At 41.1% G+C, this 17,325-nt stretch carries 15 protein-coding genes and 1 riboswitch; of the genes, 14 read left to right on the forward strand and 1 reads right to left on the reverse strand.

Features of this window, described 5'->3' with window-relative positions; genetic code table 11:
* Positions 1–3: 3 nt before the first annotated feature.
* The 14 genes from L6494_RS25995 to L6494_RS26060 all read left to right on the forward strand — a co-directional run bounded on the left by L6494_RS25995 (position 4) and on the right by L6494_RS26060 (position 15,637).
* Positions 4–1,113: a glycosyltransferase family 4 protein gene (locus L6494_RS25995; protein ID WP_237990650.1), complete on the forward strand. Its 1,110-nt coding sequence runs from the start codon at positions 4–6 to the stop codon at positions 1,111–1,113.
* A gap of 118 nt (positions 1,114–1,231) precedes the next feature.
* Positions 1,232–1,387: a hypothetical protein gene (locus tag L6494_RS26000; RefSeq protein WP_237990651.1), complete on the forward strand. Its 156-nt coding sequence runs from the start codon at positions 1,232–1,234 to the stop codon at positions 1,385–1,387.
* A 355-nt stretch (positions 1,388–1,742) separates the two neighbouring features.
* The gene (locus L6494_RS26005) at positions 1,743–2,234 is read left to right on the forward strand and encodes a hypothetical protein (protein WP_237990652.1); all 492 of its coding nucleotides are present in this window, start codon (positions 1,743–1,745) and stop codon (positions 2,232–2,234) included.
* A 29-nt stretch (positions 2,235–2,263) separates the two neighbouring features.
* Positions 2,264–2,671 carry a hypothetical protein gene (locus L6494_RS26010; RefSeq protein WP_237990653.1) on the forward strand — a complete coding sequence of 136 codons (408 nt, stop codon included), beginning with the start codon at positions 2,264–2,266 and terminating at the stop codon, positions 2,669–2,671.
* A gap of 166 nt (positions 2,672–2,837) precedes the next feature.
* The gene (locus tag L6494_RS26015) at positions 2,838–4,007 is read left to right on the forward strand and encodes an AGE family epimerase/isomerase (protein ID WP_237990654.1); all 1,170 of its coding nucleotides are present in this window, start codon (positions 2,838–2,840) and stop codon (positions 4,005–4,007) included.
* 79 nt (positions 4,008–4,086) lie between these two features.
* On the forward strand, positions 4,087–4,671 hold the full coding sequence (locus L6494_RS26020) for a Uma2 family endonuclease (RefSeq protein WP_237990655.1): 585 nt from the start codon (positions 4,087–4,089) through the stop codon (positions 4,669–4,671).
* Positions 4,672–4,957: 286 nt separating this feature from the next.
* On the forward strand, positions 4,958–5,404 hold the full coding sequence (locus tag L6494_RS26025; protein ID WP_237990656.1) for a hypothetical protein: 447 nt from the start codon (positions 4,958–4,960) through the stop codon (positions 5,402–5,404).
* A gap of 222 nt (positions 5,405–5,626) precedes the next feature.
* Positions 5,627–7,519, forward strand: a complete 1,893-nt coding sequence (locus tag L6494_RS26030) for a CheR family methyltransferase (protein ID WP_237990657.1) — start codon at positions 5,627–5,629, stop codon at positions 7,517–7,519.
* A complete protein-coding gene (locus L6494_RS26035; RefSeq protein WP_237990658.1) occupies positions 7,516–9,624 on the forward strand; it encodes a PAS domain-containing hybrid sensor histidine kinase/response regulator in 2,109 nt (702 codons plus the stop codon). The genes L6494_RS26030 and L6494_RS26035 overlap by 4 nt, the downstream gene beginning before the upstream one ends.
* Positions 9,625–9,909: 285 nt before the next feature.
* Positions 9,910–10,131, forward strand: coding sequence for a DUF4327 family protein (locus L6494_RS26040; RefSeq protein ID WP_237990659.1), 222 nt, complete (start codon positions 9,910–9,912; stop codon positions 10,129–10,131).
* Between the two features lie 861 nt (positions 10,132–10,992).
* On the forward strand, positions 10,993–11,763 hold the full coding sequence (locus L6494_RS26045; RefSeq protein ID WP_330911055.1) for an RNA-guided endonuclease InsQ/TnpB family protein: 771 nt from the start codon (positions 10,993–10,995) through the stop codon (positions 11,761–11,763).
* A 230-nt stretch (positions 11,764–11,993) separates the two neighbouring features.
* On the forward strand, positions 11,994–14,489 hold the full coding sequence (ppsA, locus tag L6494_RS26050; protein ID WP_237990660.1) for a phosphoenolpyruvate synthase: 2,496 nt from the start codon (positions 11,994–11,996) through the stop codon (positions 14,487–14,489).
* Between the two features lie 117 nt (positions 14,490–14,606).
* Complete coding sequence (locus L6494_RS26055; protein ID WP_237990661.1) at positions 14,607–15,128, forward strand: universal stress protein; 522 nt, start codon at positions 14,607–14,609, stop codon at positions 15,126–15,128.
* A 104-nt stretch (positions 15,129–15,232) separates the two neighbouring features.
* Positions 15,233–15,637, forward strand: a complete 405-nt coding sequence (locus tag L6494_RS26060; RefSeq protein WP_237990662.1) for a hypothetical protein — start codon at positions 15,233–15,235, stop codon at positions 15,635–15,637.
* A gap of 114 nt (positions 15,638–15,751) precedes the next feature.
* Here the strand turns inward: L6494_RS26060 and cbiE are convergent, their stop codons facing one another.
* Positions 15,752–16,963 (reverse strand): precorrin-6y C5,15-methyltransferase (decarboxylating) subunit CbiE, encoded by a 1,212-nt coding sequence (cbiE, locus tag L6494_RS26065; RefSeq protein WP_237996286.1) that lies wholly within the window; start codon positions 16,961–16,963, stop codon positions 15,752–15,754.
* Between the two features lie 171 nt (positions 16,964–17,134).
* Positions 17,135–17,228, forward strand: a riboswitch (adenosylcobalamin-variant (AdoCbl-variant) riboswitch).
* The last annotated feature ends 97 nt before the right edge of the window (positions 17,229–17,325 follow it).

Below are 17,325 nucleotides of genomic sequence, written 5' to 3' on the forward strand. Positions count from 1 at the left end.
TAAATGAGAATATTACATATTACCAATCATGTACAAAAAATTGGTAACGGTATTGTTAATGTGGCAGTAGACCTAGCCTGTTTACAAGCCCAAGATGGTCACGAGGTTGCTGTATCATCTGCTGGGGGAGAATATGAGACATTACTAGCCAGTTATGGTGTGCGACATTTTCATTTAGATCAGTCTAGGCAACCATTAAATATCATTAAAGCAGCTTGGCGTTTGCAGGAAATTGTGCAAAATTTTCAGCCAGATATTATTCACGCCCACATGATGACAGGGGTTGTGCTGGCAGGCATTTTGAAAAACAACAATGATTATAGTTTAGTTTCCACAGTACACAATGAGTTCCAGCGTAGTGCAGTCCTAATGGGATTAGCAGATCGAGTTATTGCAGTGAGTCATGCAGTAGCCGATGCAATGGTACGCCGTGGTATATCCAAAACAAAACTACGAATCGTCTCTAATGGTACACTAGGCAGTCCCCGCCATCGCCAACTTCAAGATTATCAACCACTACCTTTGCACAGACCAGCAATTACTACCGTCGCGGGGATGTATTCTCGTAAAGGCATTGCTGAGTTAATTACAGCCTTTATGAAAATTGCGGTTGAATTTCCCCAAGCACATTTATATTTAGTAGGGGATGGCCCAGATCGCACCATGTTTGAGAAAATGGTGCAAAACACGCCTCTGAGTAACCGTATTCATTTTGAAGGTTTCCAGCCAGAACCCCAACGCTATATGCTAGCAACCGATATTTTTGTTCTCGCTTCCCATTGCGAATCCTTTGGGTTGGTACTGACAGAAGCGCGAGAAGCCGGTTGTGCAATTATTGCCAGCAATGTAGATGGCATTCCTGAAACATTAGATAATGGAACAGCAGGTTTTTTAGTACCACCTAAAGATACTGAGACATTGGCAGATGCTTTAGCCCAATTACTCAAAGATCCCACCCAACTCTACACATGGAAAAGCTGCGCCCCACAAAACCTAGAAAGATTCCATGTAGCAAGAGTCAACGAGGAAACATTGGCTGTCTACCGCGAATTAGTCACAAATTTTAAGCCTCTTAAGGTAATAGCCAGAGAGGAAGTTTTAGTTAGTAAGTAAATTTACCAATACTCAGTAGGGAGTGCTGAGTCAACTCCCACTACGGTTAGGATAAGAGTATTGGTAGGTTGGGTTGAGGTTTTACGTTCGCGTAGCGTGCCGTAGGCAAACCCAACAAATGCTTACAAATGTTGGGTTTCATGCCTCAACCCAACCTACATATTTTGATTTTTTAGCCTTAACCGAACCGTATTGGGTCAAGTCCCACGCCGCTAACAGCACTTTCAACTCAGCATTCTTTATGATATTCTTGGCTGTCTTGATTGAAATTTAATACAAAGAGTTTTAACATTATAAATATTTTACATAACCATCTGTATACAAATAATAAAAACCAGATTTGATTCAAGATTGATATTAATAAAATTGCGTCAATTAATTAATCCTAATTCTGCTTCATTCTCAAGGTGATTCCAGTGTGGTTTAGCTTTTCAGCTTAAGTAGTTAAAAAAAATAAATATTTTTTTAGAACAAAAATAAAATATTTGCATCTAAAAAATCAGCAATTTTTATTATCAAAAAATATGGTTTAATGTACATATTTTTTGATTAATTACGTAAATATCTCAAGGTCTTACGGGTAAAATTCTGTTATTCTCATATCAATTAATACCAACAAGACACGATTGATGAGACAGTTACAGCAACCTGATCCTGTATTAGAGGAACTTTTTACTCAGATTCAACCAGAGATCCAGGATAGCCTGACTACAGAGCAAGTAACAGCCATCAAAAAAGCTTTTGGCTCTAATACTTGGACTCGTCGGCATCCTTTAGACTTACGAATTACACTCCCCATACCCGGACTAAGATTTTATATGGTGTTGCTGGGGGGTGAAGAAAAACGTTCCAAACAGCGATTGCAATACGCAAAAGCTTTATTCCCTCTGTGGACTCCCAGCAACATTATATTTCTGATAGTGTTTTCCATGATCCTATCGGTTTGTAGCTTTGCCACCTTTTCTTCTCTGTTATCCTCCTTTCGTTCCATCTCAAATTCCAATTCTTCCCCATCGCCTACATCTATTCCCTGGATTTTCGATAAATCTGAATGTGAACACACTGGCAGAACTTGGGAGGGTGGTAAGTGTTGGGATGATGAACATAATCCTATGTTTTAAAATATACTCTTATTCACGGCAGACACATCATGAACAAAGATTTAAACAAAGACATTTCTAAAACTGATCCTTTTGTACAAAAATTTTTTGCCCGTATTCCTCCTGAAACAGCAGCTACCTTTACTAATAACCAATTGGCAGAACTAAAAAGAGTATTTCATGCTCGCGTTGAACAACAGCATTCTGTAGATATCCGGCTTTCTGTGCCAATTTTTAAACGACGCTTTTATCTGGTTTATTTGCTGGGGAAAGAAAACCGCCGCTTAAAACGCGTACAAGCTCCTGTTTCAAAACCTGCAAACAGAATTTTACTGACAATAACAGGGTTTATACTGATAACATCTTTATTGGGTATGGTTAATAAACTGTGGGGAATTAATACCTTTCCAGATCAAGCAATCAAAGAATCTATCCGAGTTTTGCTCAACAAAGATTAGATTTAACAGGGCTGTATCTACCAATCATCAAGCTTTTGATCAGTTTTGCAATTACTACCCTTCATTTTAATTGCGATCGCATCCCATCTTCTTAGCATTCTCTACTACTTGTAGTCTATCCCCAGCAAAGCGATAATTAACGCTGTTGGTTTTGAACAGGGGCAACATGGGATACGACTTGACAACACTGGCAGCACTTTACAAAAACGCTCTCCTCAATGATGTTCTGCCATTTTGGGAACAGCATTCCCTCGACTATGAACAGGGTGGCTACTTCACCTGCTTAAATCGTCAAGGTCAAGTTTATGACACCGACAAATTTATCTGGTTGCAAAATCGCCAAGTCTGGACTTTCTCGATGCTTTGCAACCAACTAGAAAAACGCGAAAACTGGTTAAAAATTGCCAGTAACGGTGCAAAATTTCTGGCTCAACATGGTAGAGATACGGAAGGTAATTGGTATTTTGCCTTAAACCGTGAAGGACAGCCCCTAATTCAGCCCTACAATATATTTTCTGACTGCTTTGCAGCAATGGCATTTAGCCAATACGCCTTAGCCTCTGGTGAAGAATGGGCGAAGGACGTAGCCATGCAAGCATACAACAATGTTTTACGCCGTAAAGACAACCCCAAAGGCAAGTATACCAAAGCCTACCCCGGCACACGCCCTATGAAAGCCTTAGCTGTGCCGATGATTTTAGCCAATCTCACCCTAGAAATGGCCTGGCTACTTCCTAGTGAAACCTTAGAAAGTGTCTTAGCTAGCACAGTAAAGGAAGTAATGACGGATTTTCTCGACCAAGAACGGGGATTAATGTATGAAAACGTTACCCCTGATGGTTCTCACATTGATTGTTTTGATGGTAGGTTAATTAATCCTGGTCATGGTATCGAAGCCATGTGGTTCATTATGGATATTGCTAACCGCAACAACGACAGCAAAACTATCAACCAAGCCGTTGATGTGGTGTTGAATATCTTGAATTTTGCTTGGGATAGTGAATATGGCGGGTTGTATTACTTCATGGATGCAGAAGGACATCCCCCGCAACAACTGGAATGGGATCAAAAACTTTGGTGGGTGCATTTAGAGTCCTTGGTGGCTTTAGCAATGGGTTATCGCCTGACAGGACGTACAGAGTGTTGGGAATGGTATCAAAAAATGCACGATTATGCTTGGTCACATTTTGCTGATGCAGAATATGGTGAATGGTTTGGCTATCTGAATCGTCGTGGAGAAGTGTTGTTAAATCTCAAAGGCGGTAAGTGGAAGGGATGTTTTCATGTACCCCGTGCTATGTACCTATGTTGGCAACAGTTTGAGAAATTGGGTTAGCTACGCTGGGAGTAACGCGATATCGCCATCAGTTTAACCTTTGCTAGCGTACAAGTACAACTGACAGCAGTAATATCCTATGAATATTGTCACACCAAAGCGATTCACAATTGATGAGTATCATCAATTAATTAACTTGGGATTTTTAAAGGAGGGCGATCGTATAGAATTAATCCGGGGGGAATTGATGCAAATGGTAGCTAAAGGAACACCTCATACAGTCTGCGGTTCTATTCTGTGCCGCCAACTGGATAGAATTTTAGGTGATAGAGCAGTTATTCGTAGTCAAGATCCTATCACCCTTTCTAACCAAAGTGAACCTGAGCCAGATATCGTCATTGCAGAGGGTACAGATGAAGATTATCTTGCTCATCATCCCTATGCCGAAGATATTCTACTAGTTATAGAAATTTCCGATTCCACATTGATTTATGACCAAACCAAGAAGCTAGAACTCTATGCAGAAGCTGGAATTTCTCACTATTGGATCGTTAACTTAAATATTAGCCAACTTGAGTGTTATAGTCAGCCTTATCAAAATGCTCAAGGTGAATTTAACTATCTCAGCAAGCTAATTTCCTTACCCCATCAGTCGGTTGCAATTCCTGGATTTGCAGATGCGGTACTAAATCTGAGACGGATTTTTCCTACAAGGAACAGGTGACAGCAGAGGACGGAAAGAGTATGGGATTTACGCAGTGATACGAAGAATCAAGGGTTTGGGCGAGGGTATAGGGGTATAGGGGTATAGGGGTATAGGGGTATAGGTGTTCAAAACCCTTACACCCCTACACCCTCATACCCTTACACCCCTTCTTCACAAATAACCTCTGTGCGTAAGTCCTGGAGTATACAACCGGATTCTGCTATTTCCTGACACCCATTGCAACGTTCCCAGTGATTCGCTAGGCTAATGATATTCCTGTATCCTGTTATTTCTCAGGCGTGCTATGGATTTTGAAAACAAAGCCACTGCCCAAACTACTAGAATACATAAGCCATTGGTATTGTTGCGTGATACTGAAGCGTTAATACGTCGCCCTACAGTCACCACACTTACACCTATTTTGCCTCCCAAGTTAAGTAAAAGGTTACAAGAAGCCTCTACTTTAGCTGATGACACCTTACAGGAACTCGCAGAAATTGACTTGGAAACAATTAGCGACGTTGAATTACAACCAGCAAGAATTCTTGTCGGTTTAAGCTTCGTTGGGTTTGGAGCATTGATGATTTTGGTATTGCTGCTTTATTGTAATACATTGCACCCAGAAATTAGCACAGTTGAGCAGATACACCTATACTGGCTTCAATATATTTGGTTTGTGAGCTTGGGTGTGACAGGAATGTTTCTTCTAGGGCGTGAAGCTATGCGTTCTCAGCAATTCAAAAAGTTTTAATTTAATAAATTACTTTCGAGTCAGATATGAAGGTATAGAGTATTAGAGGGTATTTGAAAAGTTTTGTCAGGTATCCTTTGTCATTCTGAGTGGAGCTTTGCGGAAGGAAGAATCCGCGTTTTTACCGTTATACTGGGATGCTTCCTTCGTCAGCATGACATAAAAGGGGACTTTTCAAACACCCTCTTAGATGATATTTTTAACAGTCTGGCATGAGACCTAATGACTACCATCGAAAAAGACCCAGAATTTGAACAATTACTGGTTTATTTACGAAAAAATCGGGGATTTGACTTTACAGGTTACAAGCGTTCAAATTTGATGCGGCGTGTACGCAAGCGAATGCAATTATTGAATATAGAAACCTTTGGAGATTATTTAAATTATCTAGAAGTTGATCCAGAGGAATTTAATCATCTTTTTAATACTATTTTAATCAATGTTACAAACTTTTTCCGCGATGCTACAGCCTGGGAAGCTTTAGTTGAGCAAGTATTACCCCATATTATCAAAGGGAAAAAACATACTGATCAAATTCGCATTTGGAGTGCTGGTTGCGCTTCTGGTGAAGAGGCTTATACTATCGCCATTTTGATGGCTGAAATGTTGGGGGCTGATCAATTTCGGCAACGGGTCAAAATCTATGCCACAGACGTAGATGAAGAAGCTCTTAAGCAGGCGCGTCAAGCCGCTTATTCAGCAAAAGATATTCATCCCATACCCCAAGACCTACGGCAAAAATATTTTCAGGTTATCAATAACCGTTATGTTTTTCAATCAGACTTGCGTCGTTGCATAATTTTTGGTCGTCATGATTTGTTGCAAGATGCTCCAATTTCGCGGTTAGATTTATTGGTGTGTCGTAATATTTTGATGTATTTTAATTCTACAACGCAAGGACGAATTTTAACACGCTTTCATTTTGCACTTAAAAACACGGGTTATTTGTTTTTGGGTAAGGCGGAGATGCTGTTAAGCTATCCTAATTTATTTACGCCGTTAGATTTAAAAAACCGCATATTTACAAAGGTATCAGAACATAATTTACGCGATCGCCTCTTATTTATTCCTAATTCGGGAGATGAAACATCAGAAAATAGTTTATCTTATCAAATGCGTCTACGAGATTTAGCTTATGATGCCTCACCGACAGCGCAAATAGTCGTGAATTTTGATGGTAGATTAGTCATGATCAATGAACAGGCCAGAAATTTATTTGCTCTTTCACCTAGAGATTTAAATCGCCCGTTTCAGGATTTGGAAATATCTTACCGTCCCCTAGAGTTGCGATCGCTGATTGAACGGGCTTATGCGGAACGCAGTCCTGTTAGCATTAGTAATGTTGAACGCTATTTTTCCAATACAGAAACCCAATACTTTGATGTCAGAATTACACCTTTGCAAAATACTGACAGCAGTTTCCTAGGTGTCAGCATTGTTTTTCATGATGTCACTCACTTTATTCAACTCCAAGAAGAACTACAACGTTTCCGACAAGAATTAGAGACGACCAAAGAAGAACTCCAGTCTACCAATGAAGAATTAGAGACTACCAACGAAGAACTCCAGTCTACTAATGAAGAATTAGAAACAATCAACGAAGAACTGCAATCTACGAATGAAGAATTAAAGACCACTAACGACGAACTCCACTCGGCTAACCAAGAATTACATACAATCAACAATGAACTAAGTCAGCGTACTCAAGAACTTAACCGTACAAATATTGTTTTGGTGAGTATCCTGAAAAGCCTACAAACAGGCATAGTAGTGATTGATAACAGCTTCAATATTTTGGTTTGGAATTACATGGTCGAAGATATGTGGGGACTTAGAACCGATGAAGTCTTGGGTAATTCTTTATTTAGCCTAGATATTGGTCTACCCGTCGAGCAACTGCGATCGCCTATTCGCGACTCTCTTTCTGGGAAAGAAGTATTTCTAGAAATGATTTTAGAGGCGATCAATCGTCGGGGTAGACAAATTAGGTGTTATGTTGCTATTACTCCTTTATCTAGTACAGAAATGAAAGGGGCAGTGTTGATGATGGCAGATATAGAAACAGTTCATAGTATGGTTTCTAGTCAAGACATTGAGGCTAGGAGACAAAAATGACCCCAGATAACTGGACAAAAGCAATTGATGCAGCCAATCAAAGACTTGATATCCTACTACAGCGAGCTAGTCAACCACAGGATATGTCAAGGTGGCAAGATGCGCCTGTAGTGATGCTAACGGAAGCGATCGCTGAAATTTCTATTTCCTTAGAAGAATTAAACGTCTTAGCTGAAGAGCTACAATTACAAAATCAGGAATTAATCGCCACTCGTCAGCAGGTAGAAGCTGAACGCCAGCGTTACCAAGATTTATTTAACTTTGCCCCCGATGCTTACTTGGTTACTGATATTACTGGCATTATCCAAGAAGCCAACCACATTGCAGCGCAGTTATTACAAGTTCGTCAGTCTTATCTGATTGGTAAACCCATGTCTGTGTTTGTGCATCCAGACGCACGGGCAAATTTTCGGCAGTTAATCTTGGATTTGCAACAGCAAGGTCATATCCGCAATGCTGAGTTACGGATATTCTATAAAGAAGGTGAGACAGACTTTCCGGCTGAACTAACTGCTGTTACCGAACGCAATCGCACAGGCAAAGTTACTAGTTTACGTTGGCTATTTAGAAATATTAGCGATCGCCAGCGCACAGCCCAAAAACTCCGAGAACAAGCAGCATTACTTGATATTACCACCGATGCAATTTTAGTCAAAGACTTGCACAGTCAAATCCTATTTTGGAACAAAGGCGCAGAAAATCTTTATGGATGGACTGCAACCGAGGCTTTAGGCAAGAGTGGCGATACACTTTTGTTTACAAACAATTCCCCTCAACTGCAACAAGCAAAGAAAACCGTGCTTGAGACTGGTGCATGGCAAGGAGAATTACATAAAGTAGACAAAAATGGCAAGAAAATCATTATTGCTAGTCGTTGGACACTGATGTATGATGCAGCCGACTTACCCAAATCAATCCTTTGTGTTGACACCGACATCACCGAGAAAAAACAACTCGAAGCGCAACTATTGCGTATCCAACGCCTAGAAAGCCTGGGAACTCTCACCAGTGGGATTGCTCACGATCTCAACAATATTCTCACCCCCATTTTAACAGTTGCCCAACTACTACCTATAAAACATCCTCAACTGGAAGAAGATTCTCAACAGATGCTAGAGTTGTTAGCGACTAGTGCCAAACGCGGAGCTGATTTAGTCCATCAAATTTCTACGTTTGGGCGTAACTCTGAAAACAACAGCATAAACCTACAAATTGCCACTATAATTTCCGATATTGAGCAAATCATCAAACGTACATTTCCCAAATCAATTGAAATTAAGACAGATATAGCCACAGATTTAGCTAGTGTTTTAGGAGATAGTACCCAACTACATCAAGTATTGATGAACTTGGTAATTAATGCCCGTGATGCCATACCTGATAGCGGTGAATTATCTATATCTGCTGATAATCTATTCATTGATGAAGACTTCGCCAAACAGCACATAGGGGCAGAAGTCGGTTGTTATGTAGTCATTAAGGTAGCAGATACAGGTATTGGTATACACCCAGATAATCTAGATAAAATTTTTGATCCATTTTTCACTACCAAAGCAATAGGTAAAGGTACAGGATTAGGTTTATCTACCGTTATTGGGATTGTCAACAATCACAACGGTTTTGTTACCGTGTCTAGTCAGTTAGGAATTGGCAGTGAATTTCAGATATATATACCTAGTAATGATTCCCCAATTTCTTTATTGAAATTCAACCAAATACTACCAACAGGGAATGGAGAATTGATTTTAGTTGTAGATGATGAATTAGCAATTATTCAAATTACTAAAACTGTGCTAGAAAGCCATAATTACAAAGTATTGACTGCTGAAAATGGCATTGAAGCTTTATCTCTCTACAATCAATATCAAGATGAAATTCAATTAGTGTTGATAGACATGATGATGCCTATAATGGCAGGGGACATGGCTATTAGTACCTTACAAATTATTAATCCTCAAATAAAAATAATTGCTATGAGTGGACTAGAAACCATGAAAACTTTAATAGAATTTTCTCAGGCTGGAGTCAAAAAATTCTTACCCAAGCCCTTTACTCATCAAGAATTGTTACGACAAATTCATGAATTAATTTCACTTAATACCTAGTACCGCCGTGAAGTCAAAAGTCAAAAATTTAATTTTTGAGAACCTCACAAAACTTTATAAAACTTCTTTTCTATTACCTATTTCCTATTCCCTGGAAACCACGCAAAGATTACCACAAATATTTCGAGAATGAGTCTATCTAAAGGATGAAAAAAAACTATGCCAAATAAGCTTTAATCTTTAGAGTCCTCACAATGTACACTATTTTTTGGTAAGTTTAAAGTGGAGTGTAGACATTTATGGTTTTAACTCCCAATTCCTTGATCAATAGCGAAGGAACAAGCTATGAATACTGCTGTCAAATATGATATTGAGGTTATCAAGGATGAAGCCCGTCAACTAGTCTCTAAAAGACTTGTTAACCGTCAACAGCCAATTTATACTCTCTGTAAATATATTCCAGACCGTGATTGGCCATTCTTCGAGCTAGAGTTGGAAAAAAATGAATTTTTGCTCAGGGATAGAATTATTGACTTATTAAGTCATGAAAAATGGGAAGAAGACTGAGCCGACTATTAAACTGTTACCCCCATTAAAACATCCTTGATAAATTTACCTTTCAAAATTAAAACCCTCGAATCGATTCGAGGGTTTCAGTATTTGGGGGATTGGGGATTGGGGATTGGGGATTGGGTATTTATAGCGTTTCTGCTTTAGTGAGGTACAAGAACCCCACCCCCAACCCCCTCCTCCGAAGTTCTGTTCGGCGGAAACCGCCGCTCAGACTTCTCTCCGCCGCAAGGAGGGGGCTATGATATATCTCATGTGATTAGAAAACGCTATATTGAGCGATTATCAGAACTCACCACTCACCACTCTTTTATCCGTTTTAGCAGATTCTTGTGGATCAGCACTGCAAGAGAAATTACTGACAAGGATGTCAACAAAAGAATTAGGGTTTTCCCTATAAAATACTGGCATATCTTGCCAACAGTGGGGGCAAAACCAGTGAACTTCAGAATCACGGATATGCCTTAAAAGTAGTCTAGAACAACAAGGACAGTTAGTCATAACCTTAAATCCTCTTATTAAAGAGTTATTGATCGGAATAAACGTAGTTCAAAGGAAAAGAGTTGTTTATAAAATAAGTATTTCTATCTAGAGAATAGTTAGGGAATATGAGGTTTGTGTGAGGAAAACAATAATCAGCAATACTTCGTAACTTTTATACATAAAATTTGAAGCGTTTAATTAGGTGATAGGGGATAGGGGACAGGTGATAGGGGACAGGTGACAGGTGACAGGTGATAGGTGACAGGTGACAGGTGAGAGTCAATTACCAATGACTAATGACCTGCTCCTCAACCTCCCCTGCTCCCCCTGCCTTCTTCTGTCACTGATAAAAAAGGTATTGGCGAACTCAAACTATTGGGGAAATGGGATATTCATCAATACCCTGTTGAACTAATTAAACGAGTTAGGATTGTGCGTAGAGCCGATGGGTGCTATGTGCAGTTTTGCGTCAAAGTGGATAACCTGCAAGATGCACCATTAACAACAAGTGCTATCGGTATTGATGTTGGGTTGGAATATTTCTACTCTGATTCTTCTGGCAACCATGAAGAAAACCCACGGTATCTCCGCAAGGCTGAGAAAGATATAAAACGGGTTCAACGTAACATTTACAAAAAGAAAAAAGGGTCATCTGGTAGAAGAAAAGCGCGTGGTATTTATGCTCGTAAACATTTAAGAGTAACAAGACAAAGGAATGAACACGCTCTTGTACTAGCGCGTAACTTATGCCTAGCTAACGCTAAGGTCGTCTTGGAAGATTTAAATGTTTCCGGCTTGGTGAAAAACCATAAACTAGCCAAAAGCATAACAGATGCTTCTTGGTACAACTTCCGCCAGTGGCTCGAATACTTTGGAGGGAAGTTTGGGAGAGAAATTATTGCAGTCCCTCCCCACTTCACAAGCCAGGAATGCAGTAATTGTGGTGCGAGAGTCCAGAAATCTCTTAGTACTCGGACTCATTCTTGTCCACATTGCGGATATACAGAACAACGCGATGTGAATGCTGCCAAAGTAATTTTAAGTCGTGTGAACGCTACCGGAGGGCATCCGGGAAGTAACGCCAGTCGAGATGTTCCCTCTACTTCTATTGGTCGTAAGACCTGTAAAAGCAAGGAACGTCAGTGACGCTGGAATCCCCCGGCTTTAGTCGTGGGGAGTGTCAATAATATCCTCACAAGATCCTCAAATTATCTTCCTATAACCGGATGTGTAGGACTTAGGCGCAGGCGCGGCGGCAAAATATCCGCTAAGAGTAAGAAAAATATTACTCAGGACTCAGCACTGAGTGCGGTCAAATCCTCTTTTCTGTCCCCTGTCCCCTGTCCCCTGTGTTGCTGTTATTAGGAATATCAGACATGGTAAACACACTGCTAAATCCACAACCAGCTAATTTATCCTCTAGAGAACAAGCTTTAGTATTATCTTTCCATGAAGTGGGGATTGCAGACATCCCCCTCGTGGGGGGTAAAAATGCTTCCTTGGGGGAAATGATTCAGCAACTTAAACGCAAAGGCGTAAAAGTTCCCACTGGGTTTGCAACAAGTGCTTATGCTTATAGATATTTCATTTCTGCGGCTGGGATAGAAACACGACTCAGAGAGATTTTTGCAGATTTAGATGTTGAGGATGTGAAAAATCTCCGCCAGTGTGGGAAGCAAGCTAGATTGTTGATGCTGCAAACTCCTTTTCCGCAAGATTTACAGGATGCGATCGCCACAGCATACGCTACTCTATGTCAAGAGTATGGTGCAGATACTGATGTGGCTGTACGTTCTAGCGCGACGGCTGAAGATTTACCCGATGCTAGCTTTGCAGGACAACAAGAAACTTATTTAAATGTCCACGGGTTGCAAGGAGTTCTAAAATCTTGTCACAAGTGTTTTGCTTCTATTTTTACTGACCGCGCCATTTCGTACCGTCAAATTAAAGGCTTCGACCACTTCAACATTGCCCTGTCTGTCGGCGTACAAAAAATGGTACGTTCTGATTTGGCTAACTCTGGGGTGATGTTCTCCATCGACACAGAGACAGGTTTTAAAGATGCAGCTTTGATTACCGCCGCCTATGGTTTAGGTGAAAATGTTGTTCAAGGCGCAGTTAATCCAGATGAATATTTAGTATTTAAACCCACTCTAAAACAGGGATTCCGTTCCATTATTCAAAAACGCCTCGGTACGAAAGAAATTAAAATGGTCTACGACCTAGGCGGATCAAAATTAACTAAAAATATTTCTGTTGCACCATCAGAACGCAATGTTTTCGCCCTCAATGACGACGAAATTTTACAATTAGCAAACTGGGCTTGCATTATTGAAGAACACTATTCTCAAGTGCGTGGTGTCTATACACCAATGGATATTGAATGGGCAAAAGATGGCTTGACTAATGAATTATTTATTGTCCAAGCCCGTCCTGAAACAGTGCAGTCCCAAAAAACCAAAAACGTACTGCGTAATTATCGCTTGTTAGCGACTGGGGAAGGAAATCCCCAATCCCCAATCCCCAGTACCCAGCCCCCAGTCCCCATTATCATTGGTCGTAGTGTTGGGGAAATGATTGGACAGGGTAAAGCCAGAGTAATTCTCGATGTCCATCAAATTGGTCAGTTTCAAGCCGGGGAAGTGTTGGTAACAAATCGCACTGACCCAGATTGGGAACCTATTATGAAACGCGCCAGCGCGATTGTGACTAACTCCGGTGGTAGAACTTGTCACGCTGCGATTATAGCTAGAGAAATGGGTATTCCCGCGATCGTTGGTTGTGGTAATGCGACTACAATTATTAAAACTGGGCAAGAAGTTACAGTTAGTTGTGCTGAAGGCGAAACAGGTAAAGTCTATCCTGGGTTATTACCTTACGAAGTGAAAGAAATCCCCTTAGAGAAATTGCCCCGCACCCACACCCAAATTATGATGAATTTGGGCAATCCCGAAGAAGCGTTTGGTTTAACTAATATTCCTAACGATGGTGTGGGATTGGCGCGGATGGAATTTATTATTAACAACCACATCAAAGCGCACCCCTTAGCATTGATTCATTTTGATGAGTTAGAAGACGAACTAGCAAAATATAAAATTGCTGAATTAACCGCCCAATACACAGATAAAACCCAATTCTTCGTTGACCAACTCGCCCAAGGTATTGCGACCATCGCCGCCGCCTTTTATCCTAAACCTGTAATTGTGCGTCTCTCCGACTTCAAGAGTAACGAGTACGCGAACTTGTTGGGTGGTAGACAGTTTGAACCTTTAGAAGAAAACCCGATGATTGGCTGGCGTGGTGCTTCTCGCTATTATGATCCTCGTTACCGTGAAGGTTTCGCCCTAGAGTGTCAAGCCATGAAACGGGTACGGGATGAGATGGGTTTAACCAACGTGATTTTAATGATTCCCTTCTGTCGCACCCCCAACGAAGGACGACGGGTATTAGCTGAGATGGAAAAACATGGTTTGGTGCGGGGAGAGAATGAATTGCAAGTCTATGTGATGTGCGAGTTACCCAGTAATGTGCAGCTAGCAGACGAATTTTGTCAAGTTTTTGATGGTTTCTCCATTGGTTCTAATGACCTGACACAGTTGACACTGGGATTAGACAGAGATTCGGAATTAGTCGCCCATTTATTTGACGAACGGGACGAAGCCGTCAAGCGAATGATAGCGAAAGCGATCGCCACTGTCAAACAATACGGACGCAAAATTGGCATCTGTGGTCAAGCACCTAGCGACTACCCAGAATTTGCTCGCTTTTTAGTAGAACAAGGCATTGATTCTATTAGTCTCAATCCTGATTCTGTCCTGAAGACAATGTTAGAAATTGCGGACGCAGAAGGCAAGTCAAAATTAAAAACATAGAATTTTAATTTGAATTTACACTGAACGTCTTTGAATTATTAGTTATTAGTTTTTCATCATGGAATACTAATAAATAATAACTCAGGACTCATAACTCAGGACTCGTAACTCTTAATTATGTTTAACAAAATTTTAGTCGCGTTGAACAACAATGAAATGGGGCAGCAGGTTTTTGCACACGCCCTAACCTTAGCAACAGCAAGTAATGCAGAATTGTTATTGTTACACGTTATCTCACCTTTTAATGATGATTATCTCAACGCTTCCGCAATGGAAACACAAACTCACTATGGGACTTCTCAAACTCATGGTGTGGAATATTATGTGGGTCAATGGGAAAATTTAAAGCAAGAAGGAATTGAGTTTTTGACCCTGTTAAATAATCAAGCGATCGCTAAAGGCATAACAGCAGATTTTACTCAAGAACTCGGCGAACCCAGCCGGATTATATGTGACATTAGCCGGAGTTGGAACGCTGATTTAATTGTTTTAGGTCGTCGGGGACTAAGTGGATTAAGTGAATTTTTCCTAGGTAGCGTTAGCAATTATGTATTACATCATGCGCCCTGTTCTGTGTTAACAGTTCAAGGTTTAACTTCTGTGACTCCTGATAATCTCGTGACAGCATCAGCAATGTGAGAGGTTAAGCATATAAGGGTAGTAACTGATTATCTCCCTCATCCCCAATCCCCTGTCCCCTATCTTTCTTGGTAGACTAAGGTAAATTGCTAGAGGAAGCGTTGATGGCAAAAACAACCGGGGTGAAAAATGAAACGGAAACATCTGTACAAGAATTGCCTGTAGTTTCAGAAATTGAAGAGACTGTGACAACAGAAGATACGCCTGAAACAGTGGAAGGTGTGCAGGATGTACAGGATGTTCAAGATATCGATGAAATCTTAAACTCTCTTAAAGGCTTACTGAGTGCTTTAGAAAAGCTGCAAAAAGTTCGGCAAGACGTGGGCGATATCAAACCTTTGATTGGGCGGATGCTAGACGGTGAACTAGTTGCTGGTGAAGAACTGGATCAACTCAAAACAGGTGTAAACAGTCTATCTCGTCTGGTTCGTGCTTATAGCGACCATCAAACAGCACTGACTAAAGCACAACCTGCGAGGAATTTGCTCGATCAAGTGTTGAAAGTGTGAGGGAGAGGTGACAGGTGACAGGTGATAGGTGATAGGTGACAGGTGACAGGTGACAGGGGAGAGAGTAACTCATCCCCAATTACGAATTACGAATTACGAATTACGAATTACGAATTACGAATTACGAATTACGAACTGCGTAACATTCGCCATTGCTTTCCAGCCTAAAAATTTACCTATAGGTTCTGCCCTTTGAATGGCTATGCGGGTGAAACTGCCGCCTACTTTTTCATACCATTTATATAAGGTTTGCTCACCTTCTATAGTGACGACATTAGCAACTAAAAGTCCGTCGGGGCGTAATGCTTGCCAACAAATGTCAAATAATCCATCGGCTGTGACTCCACCACCAATAAAGATAGCGTCTGGTTGGGGTAAGTCTTTCAGGGCTGATGGTGCTTTCCCCGCAACGATTTTTAAATTGGGAGTACCCAAAGCGGCGGCATTATCAGCAATATATTGCAGTCTAGTAGAATTTTGTTCAATAGCGATCGCCTGACATCTAGGATGAGTTCGCATCCATTCTATCGATATCGAGCCACAACCCGCCCCTACATCCCAAAGTAATTGTCCTGGTGTGGGTGCGAGGGTAGAAAGAGTAACAGCCCTAACTTCCCGTTTCGTTAGCTGTCCATCATGGTGATAAGCGTCATCTGGTAATCCTGGTAGCCTAGATAAAGGTATAATTCCAGCATCAGCAAGACAATGTACTGCGATCGCATTTAAATCTGCAATATCTCCTGTCTCCAATTTTGCGGCTGTCCCTGTGATTATCCTTTCATGAACACCACCCATCCGTTCCAAAACAGTGATTTGACTGCTACCAAAACCGCGCTGTCTGAGAATTTCAGCCACAACCCCCGGCGTATCTTTCCCTGCACTCAAAATTAACAACCGCGCACCAGGATATATATAATACTGAAGCAAAGCCGGCGGACGACCGCATAAACTCAAAGTTTCCACCTCAGTTAAAGACCATCCCAACCTAGAACAAGCGAGACTAAAAGCTGAAGGTGCAGGGATAATCGTCATTTCCGAAATGGGAATATGTCGTATCAAAGTAGCACCCACCCCATAACAGAGAGGATCACCACTAGCCAAAACACAAACCGACCTACCGCGACGCTGGATAATTGCGTCTATAGAACTACTAATAGGAGAAGACCAAGATATTTTCTCCCGTTCATCATCAGTAGGTAACATAGCCAAATGGCGATCGCCTCCCACAATTATCTCAGCACCAGCCACCAGAGAACAAGCGATCGCACCCAATCCCGCCAACCCATCCTCACCAATACCCACAACAGCCAGCCATTTCCCCCTCACGTCGCTTCGCTCCGAATTCAAAATTCAAAATTCAAAATTAATGACCCTCATAAATAAATTTAGGGGTTTACATCCTTTTTGCGGTCATAACCTCCTCTTAGCGCACCTCCGCGTTAACCTCCGCGCACCTTTGCGTTTCAACCCCCACCATATCATGGTAGACTAGCAAGGCTTGAGGTTGGGAAACTCTGGTGAGATTCCGGGACTGTGCCGCAGCTGTAATAAAAACACAAAAAAGTTTTTGAGTCAGAATGCCAACTTCAAGATAATTCGTAATTCGTAATTCGTAATTCGTAATTAAAGGGTTTGAATCCCCAACTAATTCGATTACTAATTATTTCAAGAGATCGTCGTCTACTCCC

The sequence above is a fragment of the Nostoc sp. UHCC 0870 genome (assembly GCF_022063185.1).
GTDB lineage: Bacteria > Cyanobacteriota > Cyanobacteriia > Cyanobacteriales > Nostocaceae > Trichormus.